This window comes from Streptomyces sp. Alt3 (assembly GCF_030719215.1).
GTDB lineage: Bacteria > Actinomycetota > Actinomycetes > Streptomycetales > Streptomycetaceae > Streptomyces > Streptomyces glycanivorans.
The window spans coordinates 3,222,517-3,245,617 of the sequence record NZ_CP120983.1 but is presented as its reverse complement, the minus strand read 5'-3'; the positions used below and the strand labels follow the sequence as shown (position 1 = coordinate 3,245,617).

Below are 23,101 nucleotides of genomic sequence, written 5' to 3'. Positions count from 1 at the left end.
CTCGGTGCGGCGGTGCTACTTCTTCACGCCGAAGAAGGGCTCCAGCGGGTCAGGCAGCTTGTCGTTGCAGGCCAGGGCGCCGGACTTGGTGAGCGCGTCGTTCACACAGGTGTAGTAGTCGCGGTAGACCAACTGGACCGTGTAACCGGTGGCCACGATGGCCAGGGCCAGCACCGCCGTCACGAGGCCGCTGACCGCCGCCGTGGTCTGCTGGCGGCTGCTGCTCTGCGCGGCACCGGGAGCGGTACCGGGCGCGGACCCCGGCAGCGGGGGAGTGACCGGACGGTCCGGGGCGCCCGTGCCGTCGGCCGGGGTCTTCCGCGGGCCGCCGCGGAGGGCGCTGATCGACCAGTACACGGCGAGGGCGCCGAGGAGCATCGCGATCTCGGGGAAGTCGAAGAGGGCGAAGAAGAACGCCCACATGCCGCCCAGCACCGCATAGCGGGCGCGCCGCTGGGTGGGGTCGGTCGGGTCCCAGCGCAGACCGCCGGGGCTGCCCTCGGGGCCACCCCCCTGGCCGCCGGTCCCGCCGGGGCGACCGCCGAAGCCGCCGCCCTGGCGGCCGGGCTGCTGGTCGCTCCACTGACTGCCCCAGGCCGGACGGTCGTCGGAGTGCCCCCCGTCGCCGTTCCCGCCGTTGCCGTGCTGTCCCGGCGCGTGGGAGGGATGGCGGGGCTGCCAGGGCTGGTCGGGCCGGTCCTCGGGCGGTGCCGCGAACGGATTGTCGTCGGACGACCCGGAGGAGCCGGACGCCCCTGAGGATGAGCCCGACGCCCCTGAGGATGAGCCCGAGGATCCGGACGAGGGCGACCCGGAGGAGGAGCCCGGACCCCCGGAGGGTCCCGATCCCGACGGGGAACCCGATCCCGGCGAGGAGTCCGGTGATGAGGACTGGCGTTCCCGCATCAGCATGGATGCCCGCTCGGGCAGCGGGTGGCCAAGGGCGGTGCGGAGGCGGTCCGGCATGTGGTGAACGTCTTCCCCATCTCGTCATTTCCGCCCGGGGGCGGTTCCCTGTCCCCTGACGCTACCTCCCGGCCACGCCCCCGTCCCGTGGGGGCCGCCGGGAGTGCCGGTATCGTTGCTGACGGTCGGACCGTTCGTAGAGTTCCCCGTATCAGGGGGCGAGCTTCTTTCGTACGACCATACAAACGCACCTCCTGCACATCGCGTATCTGCTGCACCACGCGAGAAAGGGCCCCGCCGTGGCCTCCCCGCCCCCCTCCGCCGCTCCGGCCCGTGTGGTCGTGCTCGTCTCCGGCTCAGGCACGAACCTCCAGGCACTCCTCGACGCGATCGGTGACGACCCCGAGGGCTACGGCGCCCGGATCGTCGCTGTCGGCGCGGACCGCTACGGCACCCTCGGCATCGAGCGTGCCGAGCGCGCCGGGCTCCCCACCTTCGTGTGCAAGCTCGGCGAGTACGCGGACCGGGATGCGTGGGACGCCGCCCTGACCGCGGCCGTGGCGGAGTACCGCCCGGACCTCGTGGTGTCCGCGGGGTTCATGAAGATCGTGGGTAAGGGCTTCCTGGCCGAGTTCGGTGGCCGCGTCGTCAACACCCACCCCGCCCTGCTCCCCAGCTTTCCCGGCGCCCACGGCGTCCGCGACGCGCTCGCGTACGGCGTGAAGGTCACCGGGTGCACCGTCCACTTCGTCGACGACGGCGTCGACACCGGTCCGATCATCGCGCAGGGCGTGGTCGAGGTGACCGAAGAGGAAACGGTGGAGGGTGAAGCAGCCCTCCACGAACGCATCAAGGAAGTCGAGCGCAAGCTGCTCGTCGAGGCCGTGGGGCGGCTCGCCCGCGACGGCTATCGCATTGAGGGACGAAAGGTTCATCTCGGTCATGTCGGTGAATAAGCCCATCCGCCGCGCCCTGGTCAGTGTCTACGACAAGACGGGGCTCGAAGACCTCGCCCGCGGTCTGCACGAGGCGGGTGTCGAGCTGGTGTCCACCGGCTCCACCGCCGGGAAGATCGCAGCCGCCGGCGTACCGGTCACCAAGGTCGAGGAGCTCACCGGCTTCCCCGAGTGCCTCGACGGCCGCGTCAAGACGCTGCACCCCCGGGTGCACGCAGGCATCCTCGCCGACCTGCGCCTGGACGCCCACCGCGAGCAGCTCGCCGAGCTCGGCGTGGAGCCGTTCGACCTGGTGGTCGTCAACCTGTACCCGTTCAAGGCGACCGTCGCCTCCGGTGCCTCCGACGACGAGTGCGTGGAGCAGATCGACATCGGCGGTCCGTCGATGGTCCGCGCCGCCGCCAAGAACCACCCGTCCGTGGCGGTCGTGACCAGCCCCGAGCGCTACGCCGACGTCCTTGCCGCGGTCGCGGCGGGCGGCTTCGACCTGACCGCCCGCAAGCGGCTTGCCGCCGAGGCCTTCCAGCACACCGCCGCGTACGACGTGGCCGTCGCCGCCTGGTTCGCCGACGGCTACGCGGCCGCGGACGACTCGGGCTTCCCCGACTTCTCCGGTGCGACCTTCGCGCGCAAGAACGTCCTGCGCTACGGCGAGAACCCGCACCAGCCCGCGGCGCTCTACACCTCGGGCGAGGGCGGCCTCGCCGAGGCCGAGCAGCTGCACGGCAAGGAGATGTCCTACAACAACTACACGGACACCGACGCCGCGCGCCGCGCCGCCTACGACCACGCCGAGCCGTGCGTCGCGATCATCAAGCACGCCAACCCGTGCGGTATCGCCGTCGCCGGTGACGTCGCGACGGCGCACCGTAACGCGCACGCCTGCGACCCGCTGTCCGCGTTCGGCGGAGTCATCGCCGTCAACCGGCCGGTGACCGTCGAGATGGCCGAGCAGGTCGCGGAGATCTTCACCGAGGTCATCGTGGCCCCGGCCTACGAGGACGGCGCCGTCGAGGTGCTGGCCCGCAAGAAGAACATCCGGGTGCTGCGCTGTCCCGACGCCCCGGCCTCAGCGGTCGAGGTCAAGCCGATCGACGGCGGAGCCCTCCTCCAGGTCACCGACCGGCTGCAGGCCGAAGGCGACGACCCGGCGAACTGGACCCTGGCGACCGGCGAGGCGCTGTCCGCCGAGGAGCTGCAGGAGCTCGCCTTCGCCTGGAAGGCGTGCCGCGCGGTCAAGTCCAACGCGATCCTGCTCGCCAAGGACGGTGCCTCGGTCGGCGTCGGCATGGGCCAGGTCAACCGCGTCGACTCCGCGAAGCTCGCCGTCGAGCGGGCGGGCGAGGAGCGGGCCCGGGGCGCGTACGCCGCGTCCGACGCGTTCTTCCCCTTCCCCGACGGTCTGGAGATCCTGACCGCCGCCGGCGTCAAGGCGGTCGTACAGCCGGGCGGCTCGGTCCGCGACGAGCTGGTCGTGGAGGCCGCGAAGAAGGCGGGCGTGACCATGTACTTCACGGGCACGCGCCACTTCTTCCACTGACACCCGGTTCGCACCACCACCCGCAGGCCGCGCCCGGATAGGGCGCGGCCTGCGGTGCGTCCCGGCGTACGGAATCCGGTCGTCACTCTGTTCTAATGAATGGCCTTGTCGGGCCTGGCGGGCTTCGACGGGCGGGACCGGTGCGACGACCGGAAGTTGACCACTGAGGGACTCCGTTGCGGGGGCATCGTGCTTGACCTGGACCAGAGCGAGACCGGCGTGCCCGGAGGGCAGGCCCCGGAGAGGGCGGCGAGGACGGAGCACCCGGCGCCGCTGCGGCCGTACCTGATCGCCGCCGCCGTGCTGTGCGCGCTCTACTTCCTCTACGGGTACCTGCGGTACAGCCACTTCCAGTCGCCCTCCTGGGACCTGGGCATCTTCGAGCAGGAGGTGCGCGCCTACGCCGGGTTCGACGCCCCGGTCGTCGACATCAAGGGCCCGGGCTATCTCATCCTCGGCGACCACTTCAGCCCCGTGGTGGCGCTGCTCGTCCCGCTCTACTGGATCTGGCCGTCCGCCGTGGCCCTGCTGTTCGCCCAGGCCGCGCTGTTCGCCGGGTCCGCCGTCATCGTCGGGCGCACCGTCCAGCAGATGCTCGGCGGCCGGTCCGGTCTGTGCGTCACCGTTGCCTACGGCCTCTCCTGGGGGCTCCAGGAAGCGGTGAAGGCCGACTTCCACGAGATAGCGCTCGCCGTCCCGCTGATCGCGCTCGTCTGCCGCGCCCTGCTCATGGAACGGTGGCGGGCCGTCGTCCTGTGGTCGCTGCCGCTGGTCCTGGTCAAGGAGGACCTCGGGATCACCGTCGCCGTCGTGGGCGGGCTCCTGGCCCTGTACGGACGGCGGCTCCAGGGCTTCCTCCTGGCGGCCTTCGGCGTCTTCGCGTTCGCGTTGACCGTGCTGGTGCTCATACCCGCGGCCAGCAGCGCGGGGACGTACGACTACTGGAAGAAGATCGAGGAGAACGGCGGGCAGGAGGTCTCCCCGCTCGACTCCGTCCTCGGCGTCCTCGACTCCTCCGTCAAGCTGGAGATGCTGGTCTTCCTGGTCGGCATCACCGCCTTCATGGCGCTCCGCTCACCCCTGATCCTGCTGGTCCTGCCCACTCTCGGCTGGCGGCTGCTCTCCCAGGACTCCAACCACTGGGGGATGGTCTGGCACTACAGCGCGATCCTGATGCCGGTGGTCTTCCTCGCCATGGCCGACGGCATCCGCCGCAGTCGGGGGTCGAAGCGGCCCTGGCTCGTCTCGTACGCGAACGTCGCCGTCCCGATGGCCGCGGCCGTCGCCGTCGCCCTCACCCAGCACCTGCCGCTCCGCGACCTGCTGCGGCCGGAGACGTACCGGACGGACGCGCGGACCCACGCGGCAGAAGCGGCGCTCGACGCCATTCCGGTGGGCGCGCGGGTGGAGACGGACATCACGCTGATGGCGCACCTGACCGCGGACCGCACGGTCTACTGGATCGGCGGCGCCCCCGGCACCGCACCCGACGTCGTCGCGATCAACCTGGACTTCGGCTGGTCGCGGCCGATCGACGACCCGGTGAAGTACGCCGAGCAGCTTCACCCCGAGGCGCGCTACCGCATCACGCGGGAGGCGGGTTCCTTCGTGGTCATGGAGCGGACCACGAAGGTGCCCGGAAACGACTGAAGGCCGCGCACCCGCTGATGAGCGGGTGCCACGGCCTTCACGCGCGGGCGTGCTGGTCAGTGCTGCTGCTGGCGGTTGAACCAGGCGCCGCCGTCGGACTTCGCCACGAAGACGACGACCAGGATGGCGAGGACCGTGTGGACGAGGCCCATCACGACGAACGGGTAGATGCCGAGGATCGCGGTGATCACGCCGAAGACGATGGCGGTGATGCGGATCCCGTTGCCCCCCTTGCCGAACTTGGCGCCGAGGAAGACCGCGAGGACGCCCCAGAGCACGGCGAAGACGACGATCCCCCACAGCGCGGAGCCCGAGTAGTCGGCGAGCTGCTGGAACTGGACGTCGTCCTTCAGCGTCGCGTCGTTCTTGGCCGCGTTCACGGCCGCGGCGGCGAGGGCGACGAAGATCGCACCGATGACCTGGAGACCGGCGATCACGAAGAGCATGACGCGGGCGGCCTTGACGCCGCCGGGCATCTCGGTCGGGCCACCGGGGAAGCCGTAACCGCCCTGGACCGGCGGTGCCTGCGGGTAGCCGTAGCCCTGCTGGGGAACGCCCTGCGGGGCCTGCTGGGGGTAGCCGTAGCCCGGCTGCCCGCCCGGCTGTCCACCCTGCTGCTGGCCGTAGGGGTTGTTGGGGTCGCCGAAGCTCATGGCGAGATTCCTCCGTTGTGAAGTGCGGGGACGACGCGGCCCGGGCGGAGGAATCGTGTGCAATCTGAACGGTGGTCCCCCCGACACTGTCCGCGGTGATGCGGGACTTATCGTCGTCGTGACATCCGCATTTTGTCCAGTCGGTTGCCGAATGCGTTGTGCAAGTGCAATCTCGTGTCCATCTGGCAAGCCAGGATTGGTACGCGGGCGGGGTCATCCGCGAGGATGGGTGTCATGACTGCCCAGATTCTCGATGGCAAGGCCACCGCAGCTGCGATCAAGTCCGATCTGACCGTCCGCGTGGCGGCCCTCAAGGCACAGGGCATCACCCCCGGCCTGGGAACCCTGCTCGTCGGTGACGATCCGGGCAGCCGCTGGTACGTGAACGGCAAGCACCGTGACTGCGCCCAGGTCGGCATGGGATCCATCCAGCGTGAACTCCCCGACACCGCCACCCAGGAGGAGATCGAGGAGGTCGTACGGGAGCTCAACGCCAACCCCGACTGCACGGGTTACATCGTGCAGCTCCCCCTTCCCAAGGGCATCGACACCAACCGCATCCTGGAGCTGATGGACCCGGCGAAGGACGCGGACGGGTTGCACCCGATGAGCCTGGGCAAGCTCGTGCTGAACGAGACCGGTCCGCTGCCCTGCACGCCCCAGGGCGTCGTCACGCTTCTCCGCCGACACGGCGTCGAGATCAACGGCGCCCACGTGGTCGTCGTGGGACGAGGTGTCACCATCGGCCGGCCGCTCCCGCTGCTGCTGACGCGCAAGTCCGAGAACGCGACCGTCACCCAGTGCCACACCGGCACCCGTGACCTCTCGGCGCACCTCAAGCAGGCGGACATCATCGTCGCGGCCGCCGGTGTGCCCCACCTGATCAAGCCCGAGGACGTGAAGCCGGGTGCCGCCGTGCTGGACGTCGGCGTCAGCCGGGACGAGAACGGGAAGATCGTCGGCGACGTCCACCCCGGTGTGGCCGAGGTCGCCGCGTGGGTCGCCCCGAACCCGGGTGGTGTCGGACCCATGACCCGGGCCCAGTTGCTCGTCAACGTGGTCGAGGCGGCCGAACGCGCTGCCGCCGAGGCCTCCGCCCCCTCCGCCGGCTGACCCGGACCGGAGGAGCGCCATGGGTGCTGGTACGAGTCCGGCGGACGGCCGGCACGCGGACGGTAGGCACGCGGACGATACGCAGGATGACGGCCCGGCCGCGGAGGCGGGGGAGCCCGGTGCGGTGAAGGCGTCCGACGGGGCTCGGACGTCCGAGCGGTCCGAGGGGCACGAGGAGTCCGTCACGGCCGGGGTTCCTGTCACCGCGGATGCGGGCGGCGACGCCGACAAGGGCGTCGGCTCAGATACTGACAAGGGCGCCGACGTGTACACGGGCGCGGGTAAGGACGGGGACGCCGTGGACGCGGGGACCAGCGGCTCGACCTGGGCGCCCTCGCGCCGTTTCTCGCTGACCCGTGACACCGCCCGCCCCGAGGGCGGCGGCAGGGCGGCGCCGGGGGACGCTCCCGCCCCGGCCCGGCAGTGGCCGCTGCTCACCGTGCTCTGCACCGCCGGGCTCGGACTGCTGATCGTCGGGGCCGATCCCTTCGCCCAGGCGTTCAGGGTCGGCACGATGCTGATGGGCGTCGCGCTGCTCGCGGGGGCGGTGCTGCGCTGGGTGGTTCCGTCGGTCGGCATGCTGGCGGTCCGGTCCCGGTTCACCGATCTGGTCACGTACGGCTCGATGGGCACCCTGATCGTGCTGCTCGCGCTGATGGCGCAGCCGAAGCCGTGGTTGCAGGTCCCGTTCCTGCAGGACGTCGTCCACTTCACGATTCGCTGAAGCGCGGGCCGTCGCCCGAGGCACGCCTGTCGCCCGATGAAGGTGTCCGTCCCCTCCCCCGAGGAGGGACGGACACCCGACAGGGCGCCGGCGCAAGAAGCGCCGGAATACGGCGACTTGAGCGGCCTTGCCCTGTCCTGCATCAAGAGTCATGGACATGAGGCGCCGGGTTCAAGGGATGCCGGACGCCTGTGGCACGGAAGTGACCATTCCGCCACGGTGTGATCGTCAGGCAACGGTGGGCCCCGACTGCTCGGTGGACGCTACGCCGCTCGACGGACAGCGCGCTCCTACCGAATGCCCCTGTGCGCCCCTTTGTCCGGAACCGGCGTTGTGGATACGTGCATCCTTCTGGGTAGTCCGGAGCGCGGGGCCAACCGTTCCGGTCGCAGGGGAGGCGCCCGATGCCGGGGTGCCGGGGTGCGACGGGAACGCTCCGGGGGAATCGACGGGGGGAAGCAATGCCTCGCTGGAAGGCACTGTCGGAAGAACTCGATCCGCAGTTACGGGAGTTCGCGGGCCAGCTGCGCAGGCTGGTGGACCGCAGCGGACTGAGCCTGGCCGCGGTCGCCGACCGCACCGGCTACAGCAGGACGTCGTGGGAGCGCTACCTCAACGGCAGGCTGCTCGCGCCCAAGGGGGCGATCGTCGCGCTCGCCGAGGTGACCGGCGCGGAGCCGCACCGCCTGACGACGATGTGGGAGCTGGCGGAACGGGCCTGGAGCCGTTCCGAGATGCGCCACGACATGACGATGGAGGCCATCAGGATCTCCCAGGCGCGTGCGGCACCCGGCGAGGCGGGGGTTGCCGCAGCCCCCGTGGCGAGCAGGCGCGCGAGCCGCACGGCGGGTGGCGGTACGGCCGGTGGGGGTACGGCGGCCGGGGGCCGGGGGGTCTCCTCGGCCGGAGGTCCAGGAAGTCCCGGAGGTCCAAGAGGCCCAGGTGGCTCGGGGAGTTCGGGAAGCTCCGGAGGTGCAGGAGGACCCGGATGGGACCCGGGCCGCCCGCCGTCGGTACCTGTCCAGCGCGGTGCGGGTCTGCGGATCCCGCAGCAGTCGCAGTCGCAACAGCAACAGCAACAGCAGCCGCAACCGCAGTCGCAGCCGTACTCGGCACCGGATCCGAGGGCGGACGAAGGCCGTACGGGCGCCGGCCCCGGCGAGCCCCGAGGGGGCGGCCGTCGCAGGGTGGCGCTGTTCCTCGTGGGTGTCGTGGGCGCGCTCCTGCTGATGGCCGGGGCGGTGCTGCTCATCGATCTGGGCGGGACCGAAGACGCCGGCGTGGCGACCGCGACACCGTCCGCCGAACCCGGCACCAGCGCTCCGCGGTTGCCCGCCGGTGTCGAGTGCACCGGCGCCGACTGCACAGGGCAGGACCCGGAAACCATGGGCTGCGGCGGTCAGTTCGCCGACACGGTGGCCAAGGTGACCGTCGGCGGCGCCCTCGTCGAGGTCCGCTGGAGCGAGACCTGCGGGGCGGCATGGGCACGTATCACCCAGGGTTCTCCGGGCGACACGGTGAGCATCACCGCCGGCTCGTCGGAGCAGAAGGGTGCGGTGGACGCCGACGCCGAGGCGTACACCCCGATGGTCGCGACCGGCGAGGCCTCCTACGCCAAGGCGTGCGCGACTCTCGCCTCCGGGGCGACCGGCTGCACCACGCCGGAGTGACCACGTGAGCGGCGGCTGCGTTGCGTAACCGGCTGTGTGCGGTCCCACAGGGGGGCGGGCGGCCCGGGCGGCGGCGGTCGGATAGCCTGACGGCTGGATATCTCTTCACATCAAGATTCAGAGATGTCCAGCACCAGGGGCAGGGACCCCCACCGCCAGCTGTCTAACGGAGATCGCCATGACCCGCACTCCCGTGAATGTCACCGTGACCGGCGCAGCCGGCCAGATCGGCTACGCGCTGCTCTTCCGCATCGCCTCCGGCCACCTGCTCGGCCCGGACGTGCCGGTCAACCTGCGACTCCTCGAGATCCCGCAGGGCCTGAAGGCCGCAGAGGGCACCGCCATGGAGCTCGACGACTGCGCGTTCCCGCTGCTGCGCAACATCGAGATCACGGACAACCCGGACGTCGGCTTCGCCGGCGCCAACGTAGCCCTCCTGGTCGGCGCCCGCCCGCGCACGAAGGGCATGGAGCGCGGCGACCTGCTGTCCGCCAACGGTGGCATCTTCAAGCCGCAGGGCAAGGCCATCAACGACAACGCCGCGGACGACATCAAGGTCCTCGTCGTCGGCAACCCCGCCAACACCAACGCCCTCATCGCGCAGGCCGCCGCCCCGGACGTACCGGCCGAGCGCTTCACCGCGATGACCCGTCTGGACCACAACCGCGCGATCTCGCAGCTGGCCGCCAAGACCGGTGCCGCCGTCTCCGACATCAAGCGTCTGACGATCTGGGGCAACCACTCGGCGACCCAGTACCCGGACATCTTCCACGCGGAGATCGCCGGCAAGAACGCCGCCGAGGTCGTCAACGACGAGCTGTGGCTCGCCGACACCTTCATCCCGACCGTCGCCAAGCGCGGCGCCGCGATCATCGAGGCCCGTGGGGCGTCCTCGGCCGCCTCCGCCGCCAACGCGGCCATCGACCACGTGCACACCTGGGTCAACGGCACCGCCGAGGGCGACTGGACCTCGATGGGTATCCCGTCGGACGGCTCCTACGGCGTCCCCGAGGGCATCATCTCCTCCTTCCCGGTCACCACGAAGGACGGAAAGTACGAGATCGTCCAGGGCCTGGACATCAACGAGTTCTCCCGTGCGCGCATCGACGCGTCGGTGCAGGAGCTCACCGAGGAGCGCGACGCGGTCCGCGAGCTCGGCCTGATCTGACCTGAGTCCGGCCACCGGCCGGACCCGGAGCCGTAGGAGGGCACCCCCGGCAGCGACTGCTGCCGGGGGTGCCCTCTTCTGTGTCCCGAGTGATTTGCTGCGACCCTCAGCTACCGAGCAGCCGGGCGGCAAGGCCGCGTACGGCCTCCGCCGCCCTGCGCTGCAGCTGGGGCCCGAAGGTGACGCGTGCCGCGCCGAGCTCGCCGAGCCTGCGGGTGGCGGACGGGCCGTCGGGAGCGCCGAGGGCGTTGAGCGGGACCGGGACCGCGGCGGCCAGACGTGGAAGTGCGTCGGCCGGAGCCATGATCGGATACACGCAGTCCGCACCGGCCTCGGCGTAGAGGCGGGCACGGGCGATCGTCTCCGCGACCACGTCGGTGACAGCCGGATCACCGTGGACGTAGGTGTCGACACGGGCGTTGACGAAGAGGCGGTTCCCCGCCGCGGCACGCACCTCCGCGAGCCGGTCGGCCTGCCGACGGGGCTCGACGAGAACCCCGTCGACCGAGTCCTCCAGGTTGCAGCCGACCGCACCGGCTTCCAGGAGGCGTTCGACGAGTTCCTCCGGGGCCAGGCCGTACCCCGCCTCGACGTCCGCCGACACGGGAACGGACACCGCCCGAGCGATCCGTGAGACCGCCGCGAACATCTCGGCGACGGGCGTCCGTCCGTCGGCGTGACCGAGGGAGGCGGCGACGCCGGCGCTCGGTGTGGCCAGGGCGGGGAATCCGGCTTCCTCGAACGCCTGGGCACTGGCGGCGTCCCAGGGGCCCGGAAGTACCAGGGGGTCGATCGGAGGACGGCCGTGGTGCAGGGCGCGGAAGACGGACACGGGCTCGTTCATCGGGGCTCCGGGGCGGGAGGGACGCGGGGCGGGAGGATTGCGAGGCCGGTCGGCCAGGCGGGCCGGTCGGCCGGGCAGGCCAGGCGGGCCGGTCGGGCGTCGGGCCGGGCCGGCCGGGCAGGAGGCGGGCCAGGCGGGGGGCGTCGGGCCACGGTGTCCCGAGTCCTGACGCCCACCGGTACCCGGGGCCGTCGGCCCGCCCCGGGCCACGGCCGGTCAGTGCTTGATGCCGCCGGGCGTGTAGTGGCCCGGAGTCAGCCGCGCGGTCACCCCGAACCGGTTCCAGGCGTTGATCACCGTGATGGCGGCGATCAGCTGGGCGAGCTCGGCCTCCTCGAAGTGCTCGGCGGCCTTCGCGTAGACCTCGTCCGGCACGAAACCGTCGGTCAGGACGGTCACCGCCTCCGTCAGCTGGATCGCCGCCAGCTCCTTCTCCGTGTAGAAGTGCTGCGACTCCTCCCACGCGTCGAGCTGGATGATCCGCTCGACGGACTCGCCCGCCGCGAGGGCGTCCTTCGAGTGCATGTCGAGGCAGAACGCGCAGTGGTTGATCTGCGAGGCGCGGATCTTCACCAGTTCGAGGAGTGTCGGGTCGAGCCCCTTACGGGAGGCCGCGTCCAGCCGGACCATGGCCTTGTATACGTCGGGGGCGAGCTGGGCCCACTGGAGACGGGCGGGGTGCTCGGGGGCGTTCCCGGCGGGTGCGTGGTGGTGCGGGTGCGTGGTCATGGAAACGACGCTAACGGTGGGATGGCGCACCGGTATGGTCCATTTCCATGACAGATTCCTGGGCCGCTTTCGGTGCCGACCTGCATATCGAACCGGTCGGCGCCGGCCTGCGCAGCGGGCTGATGAACGCGCTGCGGGAAGCCGTCCGGACCGGACGGCTGACCCCCGGCACCCGGTTGCCCTCCTCCCGGACACTCGCCTCGGATCTCGGGATCGCCCGTAACACCGTCGCCGACGCCTATGCCGAGCTCGTGGCCGAGGGCTGGCTCACCGCGCGACAGGGCTCGGGGACCAGGGTCGCGCAGCGGGCCGCGGCGCCGGGGCCGGCCGCCCGGGGTGCCGGACCCAGGCCGGTGCGCCGCCGCCCCGCCCACAATCTGATGCCGGGATCGCCGGACCTCTCGTCCTTCCCCCGCGCCGAATGGCTCAAGGCGTCCAGGCGCGCCCTCGCCGCCGCTCCCGACGCGGCCTTCGGCTACGACGACCCGCGGGGCCGCGTCGAGCTGCGGACCGTCCTGGCGGACTACCTGGCGCGGGCGCGCGGGGTGTACGCGAACCCGGAACACATCGTGATCTGCTCCGGGTTCGTCCACGGGCTCACACTGATGGGAAAGGTGCTGCGCCGCCACGGGGTGCGTGGGGCCGCCGTCGAGTCGTACGGGCTGGACATCCACTGGAACATCCTGGCCGAGGCCGGGCTCCGCACACCGGGCATTCCGGTCGACGCACTCGGGGCCAGGACCGGGGCGCTGCGGGAGACACCGGGGGTGGGCGCGGTACTGCTGACCCCCGCCCACCAGTTCCCCACGGGCGTCCCGCTCCATCCGGACCGGAGGGCCGAGGCGGTCGACTGGGCGCGGTCCTCGGGCGGACTGATCCTGGAGGACGACTACGACGGCGAATTCCGTTACGACCGTCAGCCGGTGGGCGCGCTCCAGGGGCTCGATCCGGAACGGGTCGTCTACCTCGGGACCGCCAGCAAGTCGCTGGCGCCCGGGCTGCGGCTGGCCTGGATGGTGCTGCCGGGAGGCCTGGTGGAGGAGGTGTGCGAGGCGAAGGGCGGATTCGACTGGATGTCCGGCGCGCTGGACCAGCTGACCCTCGCGGAGCTCATCGCGTCAGGGGCGTACGACCGGCATGTGCGGGCCATGCGGCTGCGTTACCGGCGCCGTCGTGACCAACTCGTCGAGGCCCTTGCGGAGCGGGCGCCGGACTTCCGGGTGAGCGGTATCGCGGCAGGGCTGCACGCCGTCCTCGAACTCCCCGACGGGACGGAGCAGACGGTCGTCCAGGCGGCCACCTGGCAGGGGCTCGCGCTGGAGCGACTGTCACGCTTCCGGCACCCGGACACGGAACCGGGCCGCGACGGACTGGTCATCGGCTACGGCACACCGTCGGAGAGCGGCTGGGCCGGCGCGCTCGACGCGCTCTGCCGGGTGCTCCCGTAGACAGGATGTGAGGGGATGCGGGGGAGTGAGCGGCACCGGGTTTCAGCCGAGGGAGTCATGCATCTAATCTGACTGGCAGTTCGCGGGTGGGCGGCCACCGGCTCTTGGGCACGACGGGGGAGAACAGAACATGGACAGGCGCAAGCTGAGGTCGGGCACCGTCGTGCTCGGCGGCATGGGTGTACTGGCGGCAACGCTCACCGCGTGCAGTTCGGAACCGGACGAGCGGTGCGTCGATCCGGTGACCCAGGAGATCCTGCCCAGTTACGAGTGCGAAGACAGCAACGGCAGCGGCACCTACTACTACGGCGGCAGCAGCCACAAGAACCGGATGTCCGGCGGAAGTTTCAACAAGTCGGCGGTCGAACGCGACGGATTCGGCTCCTCCGGCTCCAGCGGCGGCTGACGACTCCATGGAACGCCGCACCACGGAACCGCGCCCCGGATGGCAGGAAACCGTCGAGGAACAGGGGCTGATCTACCCCCTGACCCGCTACCCGGACGGATCTCTGCGCCCCTACTGGGACGAGAGCGCCTACTACGTCTTCTCGCTGCCCGAGGTCGAGGCGCTGGAAGAGGTCGTGGAGGAGCTCCACACGATGTGTCTGGCCGCAGCCGCGCACATCGTCGAGCACGACCGCTTCGCCGATCTCGGAATCACCGACCCCCGGCTGGCGGGCCTGGTCGCCGAGTCCTGGCGACGCCGTGCCGAACTCCCTTCCCTCTACGGAAGGTTCGACCTCCGGTACGACGGAACCGGTCCGGCCAAGATGCTGGAGTACAACGCTGACACCCCCACCTCGCTGGTGGAAGCCGCGAGCCCCCAGTGGTTCTGGATGGAGGACCGCTTCCCCGGCGCCGACCAGTGGAACTCCCTGCACGAACGTCTCGTCGACGCGTGGAAGCGGCAGGCCCCGCTGCTGCCACCGGGCCCCCTGCACTTCGCCCACTCCGACGGTGACGAGCTGGGCGAGGACCTGATGACCGTGGCGTATCTGCGGGAGACCGCAGCGCAGGCCGGGATCGACACCGAGGCGCTGTCCGTCGAACGGATCGGATGGGACAAGCTCTCCGGCCGCTTCGTCGACGAGCGTCTCCGCTTCATCCGCAGCTGCTTCAAGCTGTACCCGTGGGAATGGCTGACCACGGACCGCTTCGGGCCGCGGGTGCTGGACACCCTGGACAACGGCGGAGGCACCGGCAGCACCTGCTGGATCGAGCCCGCCTGGAAAATGCTCCTCTCCAACAAGGCGCTGCTGGCCATCCTCTGGGAGCTGTATCCGGGACACCCCAACCTCCTGCCCGCCTATCTCGACGGCCCCCGTGAAATGGCCGGGGCCGACGGAGCGGGGTACGTCGCGAAGCCGTTGCTCGGCCGTGAGGGCGCAGGCGTCACCGTGCACGAGCCGGGCAGTGCCGAGGTGCTGCGCGACGAACCCTGCTGCTACCAGGAGCTGGCACCCCTGCCCGACTTCGCAGGCAACCATGTGGTGCTGGGAGCCTGGGTGGTCGAGAACGAGTCCGCCGGGCTCGGCATCAGGGAATCGGCGGGGCTGGTCACGGACGAGTACGCCCGCTTCCTGCCCCACGTCATCCTCTGAGCCGCCGGCCGGGGCCCCGCCGAACCGGGTTCAGCCGGCCAGTACGCCGCGGAGCTGGTCCAGGCCCCAGTCCAGGTCCTCCTTGCTGATCACCAGGGGCGGGGCGATCCGGATCGTGGAGCCGTGGGTGTCCTTGACCAGCACGCCACGGTCCATCAGCTTCTCCGAGATCTCCCGGCCCGTGCCCAGAGCCGGGGAGATGTCGATACCCGCCCACAGACCCCGGCCCCGCACGGCCCGGACCGCGTCGCCGCCGGCCAGCAGACCGAGCTCGGCGTGGAGATGGTCGCCCAGCTCCGTGGCACGCTGCTGGAACTCACCGGTGCGCAGCATCGCGACGACCTCCAGGGCGACCGCACAGGCCAGCGGATTCCCGCCGAACGTGGAACCGTGCTCGCCCGGCCGGAAGACACCGAGCACCGCGGCGGAGGACACGACGGCCGAGACGGGCACCACGCCCCCGCCCAGGGCCTTCCCCAGCACATACATGTCGGGCACGACCCCCTCGTGCTCGCAGGCGAAGGTGCGCCCTGTGCGGCCCAGGCCCGACTGGATCTCGTCGGCGATGAACAGGACATCCCGCTCCCGCGTCATCTCCCGCACCCCCGCCAGATAGCCCGGCGGCGGAACCAGCACCCCGGCCTCCCCCTGGATCGGCTCCATCAGCACCGCGACCGTGTTCTCCGTCATCGCCTCGGCCAGCGCGGTGAGATCCCCGTACGGAACGATCTCGAACCCCGGCGTGTACGGACCGAAGTCGGCCCGCGCCTCCTGGTCCGTGGAGAAGCTGACGATCGTGGTGGTCCTGCCGTGGAAGTTGTCCGCCGCCACGATGATCTTCGCCATCCCGTCGGGGACGCCCTTGACGCGATAGCCCCACTTGCGGGCCGTCTTCACCGCTGTCTCCACGGCCTCCGCCCCGGTGTTCATGGGGAGGACCATCTCCATGCCGCACAGCTCCGCGAGCTGCGTACAGAACTCGGCGAACCGGTCGTGGTGGAAAGCGCGCGAGGTCAGCGTCACGCGTTCGAGCTGAGTCCTGGCCGCGTCGATCAGCCGCCGGTTGCCGTGCCCGAAGTTGAGCGCCGAATAGCCGGCCAGCATGTCGAGGTAACGGCGCCCCTCGACATCGGTCATCCAGGCGCCTTCCGCCGAGGCGACGACGACCGGCAACGGGTGGTAGTTGTGCGCGCTGTGAGCCTCGGCGGAGGCGATGGCGGTTTCCGTGATCGACACGGGATCTCCGTTCGTCGTGCGGCGTGGGCGGGGGTGGTGCCCACTTTGTATCGTCGGTCGGATTCAGGACATGGAAACCTTCGCCGCGCGGCGCGCCCCGCGACCTTCGTCTCCGGGGCCGCATCCGGGCCCGCCTCGGCGTCGCCGCCGCGGCTCCCGGCCCCCCGGGCAGGCCCGCCGCTCAGCCGTCGAGGAGCTGCTGCCGCTGTCCCCGCACGCGCACACCGGCTCCCCGCCGCAGCGCCGCCCAGGTGAGCGCCGAGCCGGCCACGAGACCCGGTATCGCCCACCACCAGCGATCCAGGCGCATGTGCCTCCCGGACGCCCCCTGCTCCTGTGCCGACGCGGATGACGGGACGGCGGGGGCGGACGCCGAGGCCGGTCCCACCGCAGGCCACGCAGCAAGGGGTGACCGCTCGGCCCCTCGCCCGAACAGGCCCTCGCTCTCCCAGGGTTCGGGGAAAAGGGCAGGGCCTCCTCCCTCCACGCCCGGCCTGCCCATCAGGCCGAGCTGCCGTAGGAGCGCGGTCAGCCTCTCCGGCTCGGCAGCCCGGTGCCAGCGCCCCCGATAGGTGTCCGGCACCTCCGTGGCCGTGTGGATCCACACGGTGTCCGGGTCCTCGCCGGGGAAGACACGGTCGGTCCTGGCCGGCCGCAGATCGAGCGCCATCCACGTCACATTGATCTGACGCGTCCCTGCCGAGCCGTCCAGTGACGCGGGCTGCGCCCGCGAGCCGGTGCCGCCCGGTCCGAGCAACTTCTCCAGCGAGACGTACTGCGCGTCCGACACGGGCAGCGCGACTGCCTCGCGGCTCGACGGAGAGGTGATCAGCACACTCGTCGGCCCGCCCGCCGACGCCTCAGGTGCCCACAGCAGACCCAGCCCGGCCGCCACCGCGAGAACACCGGTACGACGCACCCACCGCGTCCCCCACCCCGCCCCACCGAGCCCGGCGCCCCGGTCGCGCCCCACCGTGCCGGTCCGTGCCCCCGACATGGCCCTCCGCGCCGCCCCCTGCTGCTGCTCCCGCATGACGTCCCCCTGTCCGGCCGCTGCCCGGCCCCTCCGGGCAGCGTCGCCCTGGATACACCGGCCGAGGGCTGCGGGTTCCGGCGGAGAGGGAAATCGCCTGAGATCCGGACGACGGACTCGCCCTCCGGATCGCTCAGAGCGTCGATTCGGCGATCTCTCGCGCCCGTGCCACGTCGTCCACGCCCTCCAGCCGGAAGGTCATCCGGGCGTCCCGCATCCACAACAGGGTCGGCCCGGCGGTTCGTTCGGTCCTGATCCACCGGTCGCCGTCCTCCCCGACCATCATGAACTCCAGGCGATGAGGCTCCGCGAACCACGCGGCGCCCTCCAGGCCCCCGGCCCGGCCGTCCAGGCCCGCACCCGCACCGCCGGGGTGCAGCTCCACCCACTCCGGAGGGACACGCACCTGCTTGGTGAAGTACGGATCGAGGCCGGCCGCGAACGCGTCGAGCCGTATCGTCCGCCCACCCTCCTTCCAGCACAGCGTGACCATCGACCGGCCTTCGGGCAGCCCGGTCACCGCCACGCTGTCCGGCGCCCCCAGCGCGTCCGGCACCACCGGCCGGAACCCCGCACGCCGGACCGCGTCCGGCATGGGGAGCGGGACACCGCAGCCCGGCCCGTGCGCCTCCTCCGCAGGGGTACCGCCCGGCGCACCGGGCACCCACCGCACCTCGACCCCGCCGAAGTCGAACCACTCGACGACGGCCGCCCGCACGGGCGGCGTGAGCACCAGCACCACGAGCACTCCCGAGAGAGCGGCGACCCACACGCGGACGTGTCCGCGCCACCACGCACGGACCCGCTCCAGACGGCCCAGGGGCTCCCGCACCGGCACCGGAACCCCCTCCGCGACGATCTGCGCCAGGACGCGCTCGGCCATCGTCGCGCCCGCGGCCTCCGGAACCTCCAGACCCTCACGCAGCGCCAGCAGCTCCGCCCGCAACCGCGCCCGCTGCCCGTCGTCCGGCCGTCCGGGACGCTCCGGCCCGTCGCCTCCGGTCGCCCTTTCCACCGCCCTCACCTTCCTCCCCGCCCATCCGGATCCGGGCGTCCGTCGGGATCGGGACCCAGCTGCCCGCCGAGCCGCCGCTCCAGCTTCCGCAGTGCGCGGTTCAGCCGGGACTTCACCGTCCCCCGCGGCCAGCCGAGTGTCCGCGCCGTCTCCGCCTCGTCCATCTCCAGCAGATAGCGGCAGGTCACCACCTGGCGCTGCTCCTCACTCAGCTCGTCCAGCGCGGCTGTCAGCACCGCCCTGCGTTCCCCGGCGAGGGCTGCTGCGGCCGGGTCCGCCGAATCGGGTATCAGCGGCTCCGCACCCCGGTGGCACGCCTCACGGCCCGCCACCGCCCGCGCACGCCCTGCCGAGCGGACCGTGTTTCTCGTCTCATTCATCACGATGCGCAGCAGCCACGGCCTGAAGGGCGCGCCTTCCCGGAACCGCCCCAGCGCCTGGTACGCCTTGAAGAAGGCGGACTGCACCACGTCCTCCGCGTCCGCCCCCGCGCCGAAGGCGACCGCCGCTCTCAGCGCCACCCCTGTATGGCGGCGCACCAGCTGCGCGTATGCCTCCGCATCCCCGGCGCGCACACGAGCGATCACCTCGGCCTCACGCTCGTCACGGCCGGCGGAAAGCTCGCCGGCACGCTCGACACCGCCGCTCCCACCCCCGTCGTCGATGGTGCGGCCCTCCTCCAGGCCCGGCTGTGGAGCCCCTCCCCGCGTCCTCACATCTTTCCTACACCGGTTGCCGGAGATCGGTTCCACACCTGAGACAATGAGTTCATGGCCTCTGATCGACCCCGCGTGCTTTCCGGAATCCAGCCCACCGCAGGCTCGTTCCACCTCGGCAACTACCTCGGTGCGGTCCGCCAGTGGGTGGCGCTGCAGGAGTCCCACGACGCCTTCTACATGGTGGTGGACCTGCACGCGATCACCGTTCCGCAGGACCCGAAGGAACTCCGCGCCAACACCCGGCTCGCCGCCGCCCAGTTGCTGGCGGCCGGGCTCGACCCGGAGCGGTGCACGCTCTTCGTCCAGAGCCATGTCCCCGAACACGCGCAGCTCGGCTGGATCATGAACTGCCTCACCGGCTTCGGCGAGGCGTCGCGCATGACGCAGTTCAAGGACAAGTCCGCCAAGCAGGGTGCGGACCGCGCGACCGTGGGCCTCTTCACCTACCCGGTGCTCCAGGTCGCCGACATCCTGCTGTACCAGGCCAACCAGGTCCCGGTCGGCGAGGACCAGCGTCAGCACATCGAGCTCACCCGGGACCTCGCCGAGCGGTTCAACGGCCGCTACGGCCAAACGTTCACGATCCCGGCGCCGTACATCCTCAAGGAGACGGCGAAGATCTACGACCTGCAGGACCCGGCGATCAAGATGAGCAAGTCGGCGTCCACGCCGAAGGGCCTGATCAACCTCCTCGACGACCCGAAGGCCACCGCCAAGAAGGTCAGGAGCGCGGTCACCGACACGGACACCGTGATCCGCTACGACACGGAGAAGAAGCCCGGTGTCAGCAACCTGCTGAGCATCTACTCCACCCTCACCGGCACCGCCGTCCAGGACCTGGAGCAGAAGTACGAGGGCAAGGGCTACGGCGCGCTCAAGACCGACCTCGCCGAGGTCATGGTGGAGTTCGTCACCCCGTTCCGGACCCGCACCCAGGAGTACCTGGACGACCCGGAGACCCTGGACGCCCTCCTGGCCAAGGGAGCCGAGAAGGCCAGGACCGTCGCCGCCGAGACGCTCGCGCAGACCTACGACCGGATGGGGCTTCTGCCCGCGAAGCACTGAGTCCAAGGACCCTGGCGAGACGGCGTCCGAAGGGGTCACACTGGCGTCGGCACGACGAACGACAACCTTCGAAGATTGAGGAGAACGACGTGGGGACCGTAACGCTCGGCGTTTCGATCGCGGTCCCGGAGCCATACGGCAGCCTGCTCCAGGAGCGGCGCGCGAGCTTCGGGGACCCTGCCGCGTACGGCATCCCCACCCATGTCACCCTCCTTCCGCCCACCGAGGCCCGGGCGGCCGACCTGCCGGCGATCGAGACCCACCTGTCCCAGATCGCCACGGCCAGGCCCTTCCCGATGCGGCTCTCCGGCACGGGCACCTTCCGCCCGCTGTCGCCGGTCGTCTTCGTCCAGGTCGTCGAAGGTGCCTCGGCCTGTTCCTGGCTCCAGAAGCGGGTCCGGGAGGCATCCGGGCCCCTGGTGCGCGAGCTGCAGTTCCCGTACCACCCGCACGTGACCGTGGCGCACGGCATCGCGGAGGAGGCCATGGACCGGGCGTACGAGGAGCTCTCCTCGTACGAGGCCGCCTGGACCTGTGGTTCCTTCGCGCTGTACGAACAGGGCCCTGACGCGGTCTGGCGCAAGATCAACGAGTTCCCGTTCGGAGGCGGCGGGAACGCCCCCGCCGTGCCGGCTCAGGGCGGCAGCTCCATGGACCAGCCGTCCCTCCGCACCTGAGACCCGGCCCCGGCCGGCCGCCCGGGCACGGACGCGGGCTCACCGCACTCGCGGGCAGACCACCCGCCGGCCGCGTCCCCGGCCTCACAGGGCGATACGCCTAGCGCACCGGCAGCCGCCGGAACAGCGGACGCGGCACGTGCCGCAGGGCCGACATCACCACCCGCAGGGCTCCGGGCACCCACACCGTCTCCGAGCGCCGCCGCAGCCCCGTCACGATCGCGTCGGCGACCGCCCCCGGGGTCGTGGCGAGCGGCGCCTCCTCACGCCCCGCCGTCATCCGTGACCGTACGAAGCCGGGACGTACGACCATCACGTGCACACCCGTCCCGTGCAGTGCGTCCCCGAGTCCCTGGGCGAAGGCGTCCAGGCCCGCCTTGCTGGAGCCGTAGATGAAGTCGGCGCGCCGGGCGCGTTCGCCGGCCACCGCGGAGAGCACCACCAGCGACCCGTGCCCCTGCGCCTGGAGTGCGCCGGCGCACACCAGCCCGGCGGAGACCGCCCCCGTGTAGTTCGTCTGAGCCACCCGCACCGCGGACAGCGGCTCCTCCTCGTCGCGCGCCTGGTCGCCCAGCACACCGAAGGCCAGCAGCACCATGTCGATGTCCCCGTCGGTGAAGAGCTTGCCGAGCACCTCCTCGTGCGAGGCGGAGTCGAGCGCGTCGAAGGCGACGGTACGGACGTCGGCGCCCAGCCCACGCAGTTCCGCCGCAGCCCGTTCGAGGGCCGGGGAGGGCCGCCCGGCCAGGTGCACGGTCCGGGTGCGGCGGGCGATCAGCCGCCGCGCGGTGGCCAGGCCGATCTCCGAGGTGCCGCCGAGGACGAGCAGGGACTGCGGGGCACCGAAGGCGTCCTTCACGGGATAACTCCAAGCGGGGTGACGGGGAGAAGCGGCGGAGAGGCGGCAGGGCAGGGGCGGAGCGTGCTGAACAGGGCGGGCCGGCGGGTCAGAGCACGAGACGCCGGGACAGGTCGGACCGGAAGGCCCCCTCCGGATCCAGTTCCCGGCGCAGGGCCCGGAACTCCGGCAGCCTCGGGTACATCGCGGCCAGCAGGCCGGGCCTCAGCCGCGCGTCCTTCGCCAGGGAGACCCGGCCGCCCGCCGCCGCCACCTCCTCGTCGAGGCCGTCGAGCAGCCGCGCGAGACCCGGCAGGCCGGCGGGCAGTCCGAAGGACAGCGTCCAGCCCGGTGCCGGGAAGGAGAGCCAGCCCGGGCCGCTCTCGCCGAACCGCTTGAGCACGGCGTGGAAGGCGGGGTACCGGCGGACGGTGAGCTGCCGGACGACGCGGTGCAGGGTCTCCTCCTGCCCGTGTCCGACGGTGAACTGGTACTGCACGGAGCCGGCCCGCCCTCGCGCGCGGCACCAGCCGGGTGCGGAGTCCAGGGGATGGAAGAAGGCGGAGATCCTCTGCAGTTGCCGGGTCCGCACGACAGGGGCGCCGCGGTGGCGGAGCTCGTTCAGGAGCGCCGTCGGCCCCCGGCCGAGCAGCCCTTCGGGGATGAGGGAGGCGGCGGGCGGCAGGCCCGGACGGAAGGTGAGCGCCGTGCGCCGGGCGTGAGCCGGGAGCGCGTCCAGGGGCACGTGCTCCCCACGGGTGACGACAGCGCGGCCCGTCGCCTTCCCGCGGGCCAGGAGGTCGATCCAGGCAGCCGCGTACGGAGTGCCGTCGCCGCAGGCGGAGAGGCGGGCCAGCGCCCCGTCCAGGTCCGCCGCCCGCGCGGTGTCGACCGACATCAGTGAGGTGGTGACGGGACGCAGCCCGAGGGTGGCCGAGAGGATGACACCGGTCAGGCCCAGACCGCCGAGCGTCGCGCCGAAGAGATCGGTGCCCGGCAGCACCGTACGCACCTCGCCGTCGGCGGTCAGCAGTTCCAGGGAGCGCACGTGACGGGCGAAGGAGCCCGCGGTCCGGTGGTTCCTGCCGTGGACGTCGGAGCCGATGGCGCCGCCGACGGTGACATGGCCGGTCGCCGGGGTGACCGGGACGAACCAGCCGAGCGGGAGCAGCGTCCCCAGCAGGCGGCGCAGGCTCACCCCGGCGTCGCAGACCACCGTCCCCGCGACGGCGTCGACCGCGCGGATCCGGTCCAGCGCGGTCATGTCGAGCACGGAGCCGCCCGCGTTCTGCGCGGCGTCACCATGGGCGCGCCCCAGCCCCCGGGCGACCACCCCGCGCGGTCCGCGTCCGCGCACGACCACCGCGGCCTCCTCGTACGTGCGAGGGCGGAACCGCAGCGCGGTCGTCGGGGAGGTGCGGCCCCAGCCGGTCAAGGACACCGTGTCGACAGACATGATCGTGACCGTATAGCCCAGCAAAACCCATATGAGGGATTTGTTACAGCACTCACCGAA

Annotated in this window: 22 protein-coding genes; 12 read left to right on the top strand and 10 right to left on the bottom strand. The window is 71.6% G+C overall.

Annotated features, from left to right (window positions below; all coding sequences use genetic code 11):
• Positions 1-15: 15 nt before the first annotated feature.
• Positions 16-966, bottom strand: a complete 951-nt coding sequence (locus P8A20_RS13850) for a hypothetical protein (RefSeq protein WP_306103594.1) — start codon at positions 964-966, stop codon at positions 16-18.
• A 239-nt stretch (positions 967-1,205) separates the two neighbouring features.
• Between P8A20_RS13850 and purN the strand changes: the two genes are divergently transcribed.
• From purN to P8A20_RS13835, 3 genes are all read left to right on the top strand, one after another.
• A complete protein-coding gene (gene purN, locus P8A20_RS13845; protein WP_306103593.1) occupies positions 1,206-1,862 on the top strand; it encodes a phosphoribosylglycinamide formyltransferase in 657 nt (218 codons plus the stop codon).
• The gene (gene purH, locus P8A20_RS13840) at positions 1,849-3,402 is read left to right on the top strand and encodes a bifunctional phosphoribosylaminoimidazolecarboxamide formyltransferase/IMP cyclohydrolase (protein ID WP_147959134.1); all 1,554 of its coding nucleotides are present in this window, start codon (positions 1,849-1,851) and stop codon (positions 3,400-3,402) included. The genes purN and purH overlap by 14 nt, the downstream gene beginning before the upstream one ends.
• Positions 3,403-3,591: 189 nt before the next feature.
• The gene (locus P8A20_RS13835) at positions 3,592-5,052 is read left to right on the top strand and encodes a DUF2079 domain-containing protein (protein ID WP_371934398.1); all 1,461 of its coding nucleotides are present in this window, start codon (positions 3,592-3,594) and stop codon (positions 5,050-5,052) included.
• A 56-nt stretch (positions 5,053-5,108) separates the two neighbouring features.
• On the opposite strand, the gene P8A20_RS13830 is transcribed toward P8A20_RS13835, so the two are convergent.
• Positions 5,109-5,705, bottom strand: coding sequence for a hypothetical protein (locus P8A20_RS13830; RefSeq protein ID WP_147959136.1), 597 nt, complete (start codon positions 5,703-5,705; stop codon positions 5,109-5,111).
• A gap of 234 nt (positions 5,706-5,939) precedes the next feature.
• Here P8A20_RS13830 and P8A20_RS13825 point away from each other — a divergent pair, with 234 nt between their 5' ends.
• The 4 genes from P8A20_RS13825 to P8A20_RS13810 all read left to right on the top strand — a co-directional run bounded on the left by P8A20_RS13825 (position 5,940) and on the right by P8A20_RS13810 (position 10,380).
• Complete coding sequence (locus P8A20_RS13825; protein ID WP_306103591.1) at positions 5,940-6,818, top strand: bifunctional methylenetetrahydrofolate dehydrogenase/methenyltetrahydrofolate cyclohydrolase; 879 nt, start codon at positions 5,940-5,942, stop codon at positions 6,816-6,818.
• Positions 6,819-6,837: 19 nt separating this feature from the next.
• On the top strand, positions 6,838-7,542 hold the full coding sequence (locus P8A20_RS13820) for a DUF3017 domain-containing protein (protein ID WP_306103590.1): 705 nt from the start codon (positions 6,838-6,840) through the stop codon (positions 7,540-7,542).
• A gap of 461 nt (positions 7,543-8,003) precedes the next feature.
• Entirely contained in the window at positions 8,004-9,212 is a 1,209-nt protein-coding gene (locus P8A20_RS13815) for a helix-turn-helix domain-containing protein (protein WP_306103589.1), read from the top strand.
• 178 nt (positions 9,213-9,390) lie between these two features.
• Positions 9,391-10,380, top strand: coding sequence for a malate dehydrogenase (locus tag P8A20_RS13810; RefSeq protein WP_147959139.1), 990 nt, complete (start codon positions 9,391-9,393; stop codon positions 10,378-10,380).
• Between the two features lie 106 nt (positions 10,381-10,486).
• Here P8A20_RS13810 and P8A20_RS13805 read toward each other — a convergent pair whose 3' ends face one another.
• Positions 10,487-11,224 (bottom strand): isocitrate lyase/PEP mutase family protein, encoded by a 738-nt coding sequence (locus P8A20_RS13805; protein WP_147960404.1) that lies wholly within the window; start codon positions 11,222-11,224, stop codon positions 10,487-10,489.
• A gap of 216 nt (positions 11,225-11,440) precedes the next feature.
• The gene (locus tag P8A20_RS13800; RefSeq protein ID WP_306103588.1) at positions 11,441-11,953 is read right to left on the bottom strand and encodes a carboxymuconolactone decarboxylase family protein; all 513 of its coding nucleotides are present in this window, start codon (positions 11,951-11,953) and stop codon (positions 11,441-11,443) included.
• Positions 11,954-12,000: 47 nt separating this feature from the next.
• On the opposite strand from P8A20_RS13800, the gene pdxR reads away from it, so the two are divergent.
• The 3 genes from pdxR (at position 12,001) to P8A20_RS13785 (ending at position 15,002) form a co-directional block, all read left to right on the top strand.
• The gene (gene pdxR, locus P8A20_RS13795; protein ID WP_306103587.1) at positions 12,001-13,401 is read left to right on the top strand and encodes a MocR-like pyridoxine biosynthesis transcription factor PdxR; all 1,401 of its coding nucleotides are present in this window, start codon (positions 12,001-12,003) and stop codon (positions 13,399-13,401) included.
• 130 nt (positions 13,402-13,531) lie between these two features.
• Positions 13,532-13,807 (top strand): hypothetical protein, encoded by a 276-nt coding sequence (locus P8A20_RS13790; RefSeq protein ID WP_147959157.1) that lies wholly within the window; start codon positions 13,532-13,534, stop codon positions 13,805-13,807.
• A gap of 7 nt (positions 13,808-13,814) precedes the next feature.
• On the top strand, positions 13,815-15,002 hold the full coding sequence (locus tag P8A20_RS13785; RefSeq protein ID WP_147959158.1) for a glutathionylspermidine synthase family protein: 1,188 nt from the start codon (positions 13,815-13,817) through the stop codon (positions 15,000-15,002).
• A 30-nt stretch (positions 15,003-15,032) separates the two neighbouring features.
• Here the strand turns inward: P8A20_RS13785 and rocD are convergent, their stop codons facing one another.
• The 4 genes from rocD to P8A20_RS13765 form a co-directional block, all read right to left on the bottom strand.
• The gene (rocD, locus tag P8A20_RS13780; protein WP_147959159.1) at positions 15,033-16,238 is read right to left on the bottom strand and encodes an ornithine--oxo-acid transaminase; all 1,206 of its coding nucleotides are present in this window, start codon (positions 16,236-16,238) and stop codon (positions 15,033-15,035) included.
• A 181-nt stretch (positions 16,239-16,419) separates the two neighbouring features.
• A complete protein-coding gene (locus P8A20_RS13775) occupies positions 16,420-17,271 on the bottom strand; it encodes a hypothetical protein (RefSeq protein ID WP_306103586.1) in 852 nt (283 codons plus the stop codon).
• Between the two features lie 133 nt (positions 17,272-17,404).
• Positions 17,405-18,286, bottom strand: a complete 882-nt coding sequence (locus P8A20_RS13770) for a hypothetical protein (RefSeq protein WP_261988629.1) — start codon at positions 18,284-18,286, stop codon at positions 17,405-17,407.
• A gap of 5 nt (positions 18,287-18,291) precedes the next feature.
• The gene (locus P8A20_RS13765; protein ID WP_147959161.1) at positions 18,292-19,002 is read right to left on the bottom strand and encodes an RNA polymerase sigma factor; all 711 of its coding nucleotides are present in this window, start codon (positions 19,000-19,002) and stop codon (positions 18,292-18,294) included.
• Positions 19,003-19,056: 54 nt separating this feature from the next.
• Here P8A20_RS13765 and trpS point away from each other — a divergent pair, with 54 nt between their 5' ends.
• Together trpS and P8A20_RS13755 are read left to right on the top strand one after the other, a co-directional pair.
• Positions 19,057-20,070, top strand: coding sequence for a tryptophan--tRNA ligase (gene trpS, locus P8A20_RS13760; protein ID WP_147959162.1), 1,014 nt, complete (start codon positions 19,057-19,059; stop codon positions 20,068-20,070).
• 89 nt (positions 20,071-20,159) lie between these two features.
• Positions 20,160-20,747, top strand: a complete 588-nt coding sequence (locus P8A20_RS13755) for a 2'-5' RNA ligase family protein (RefSeq protein WP_306103585.1) — start codon at positions 20,160-20,162, stop codon at positions 20,745-20,747.
• Positions 20,748-20,847: 100 nt separating this feature from the next.
• Here P8A20_RS13755 and dprE2 read toward each other — a convergent pair whose 3' ends face one another.
• Both dprE2 and dprE1 read right to left on the bottom strand, forming a co-directional pair.
• Positions 20,848-21,606 (bottom strand): decaprenylphospho-beta-D-erythro-pentofuranosid-2-ulose 2-reductase, encoded by a 759-nt coding sequence (gene dprE2, locus P8A20_RS13750; RefSeq protein ID WP_147959164.1) that lies wholly within the window; start codon positions 21,604-21,606, stop codon positions 20,848-20,850.
• 88 nt (positions 21,607-21,694) lie between these two features.
• Positions 21,695-23,041, bottom strand: a complete 1,347-nt coding sequence (gene dprE1 / locus P8A20_RS13745; protein ID WP_147959165.1) for an FAD-binding oxidoreductase — start codon at positions 23,039-23,041, stop codon at positions 21,695-21,697.
• Positions 23,042-23,101: the final 60 nt, after the last annotated feature.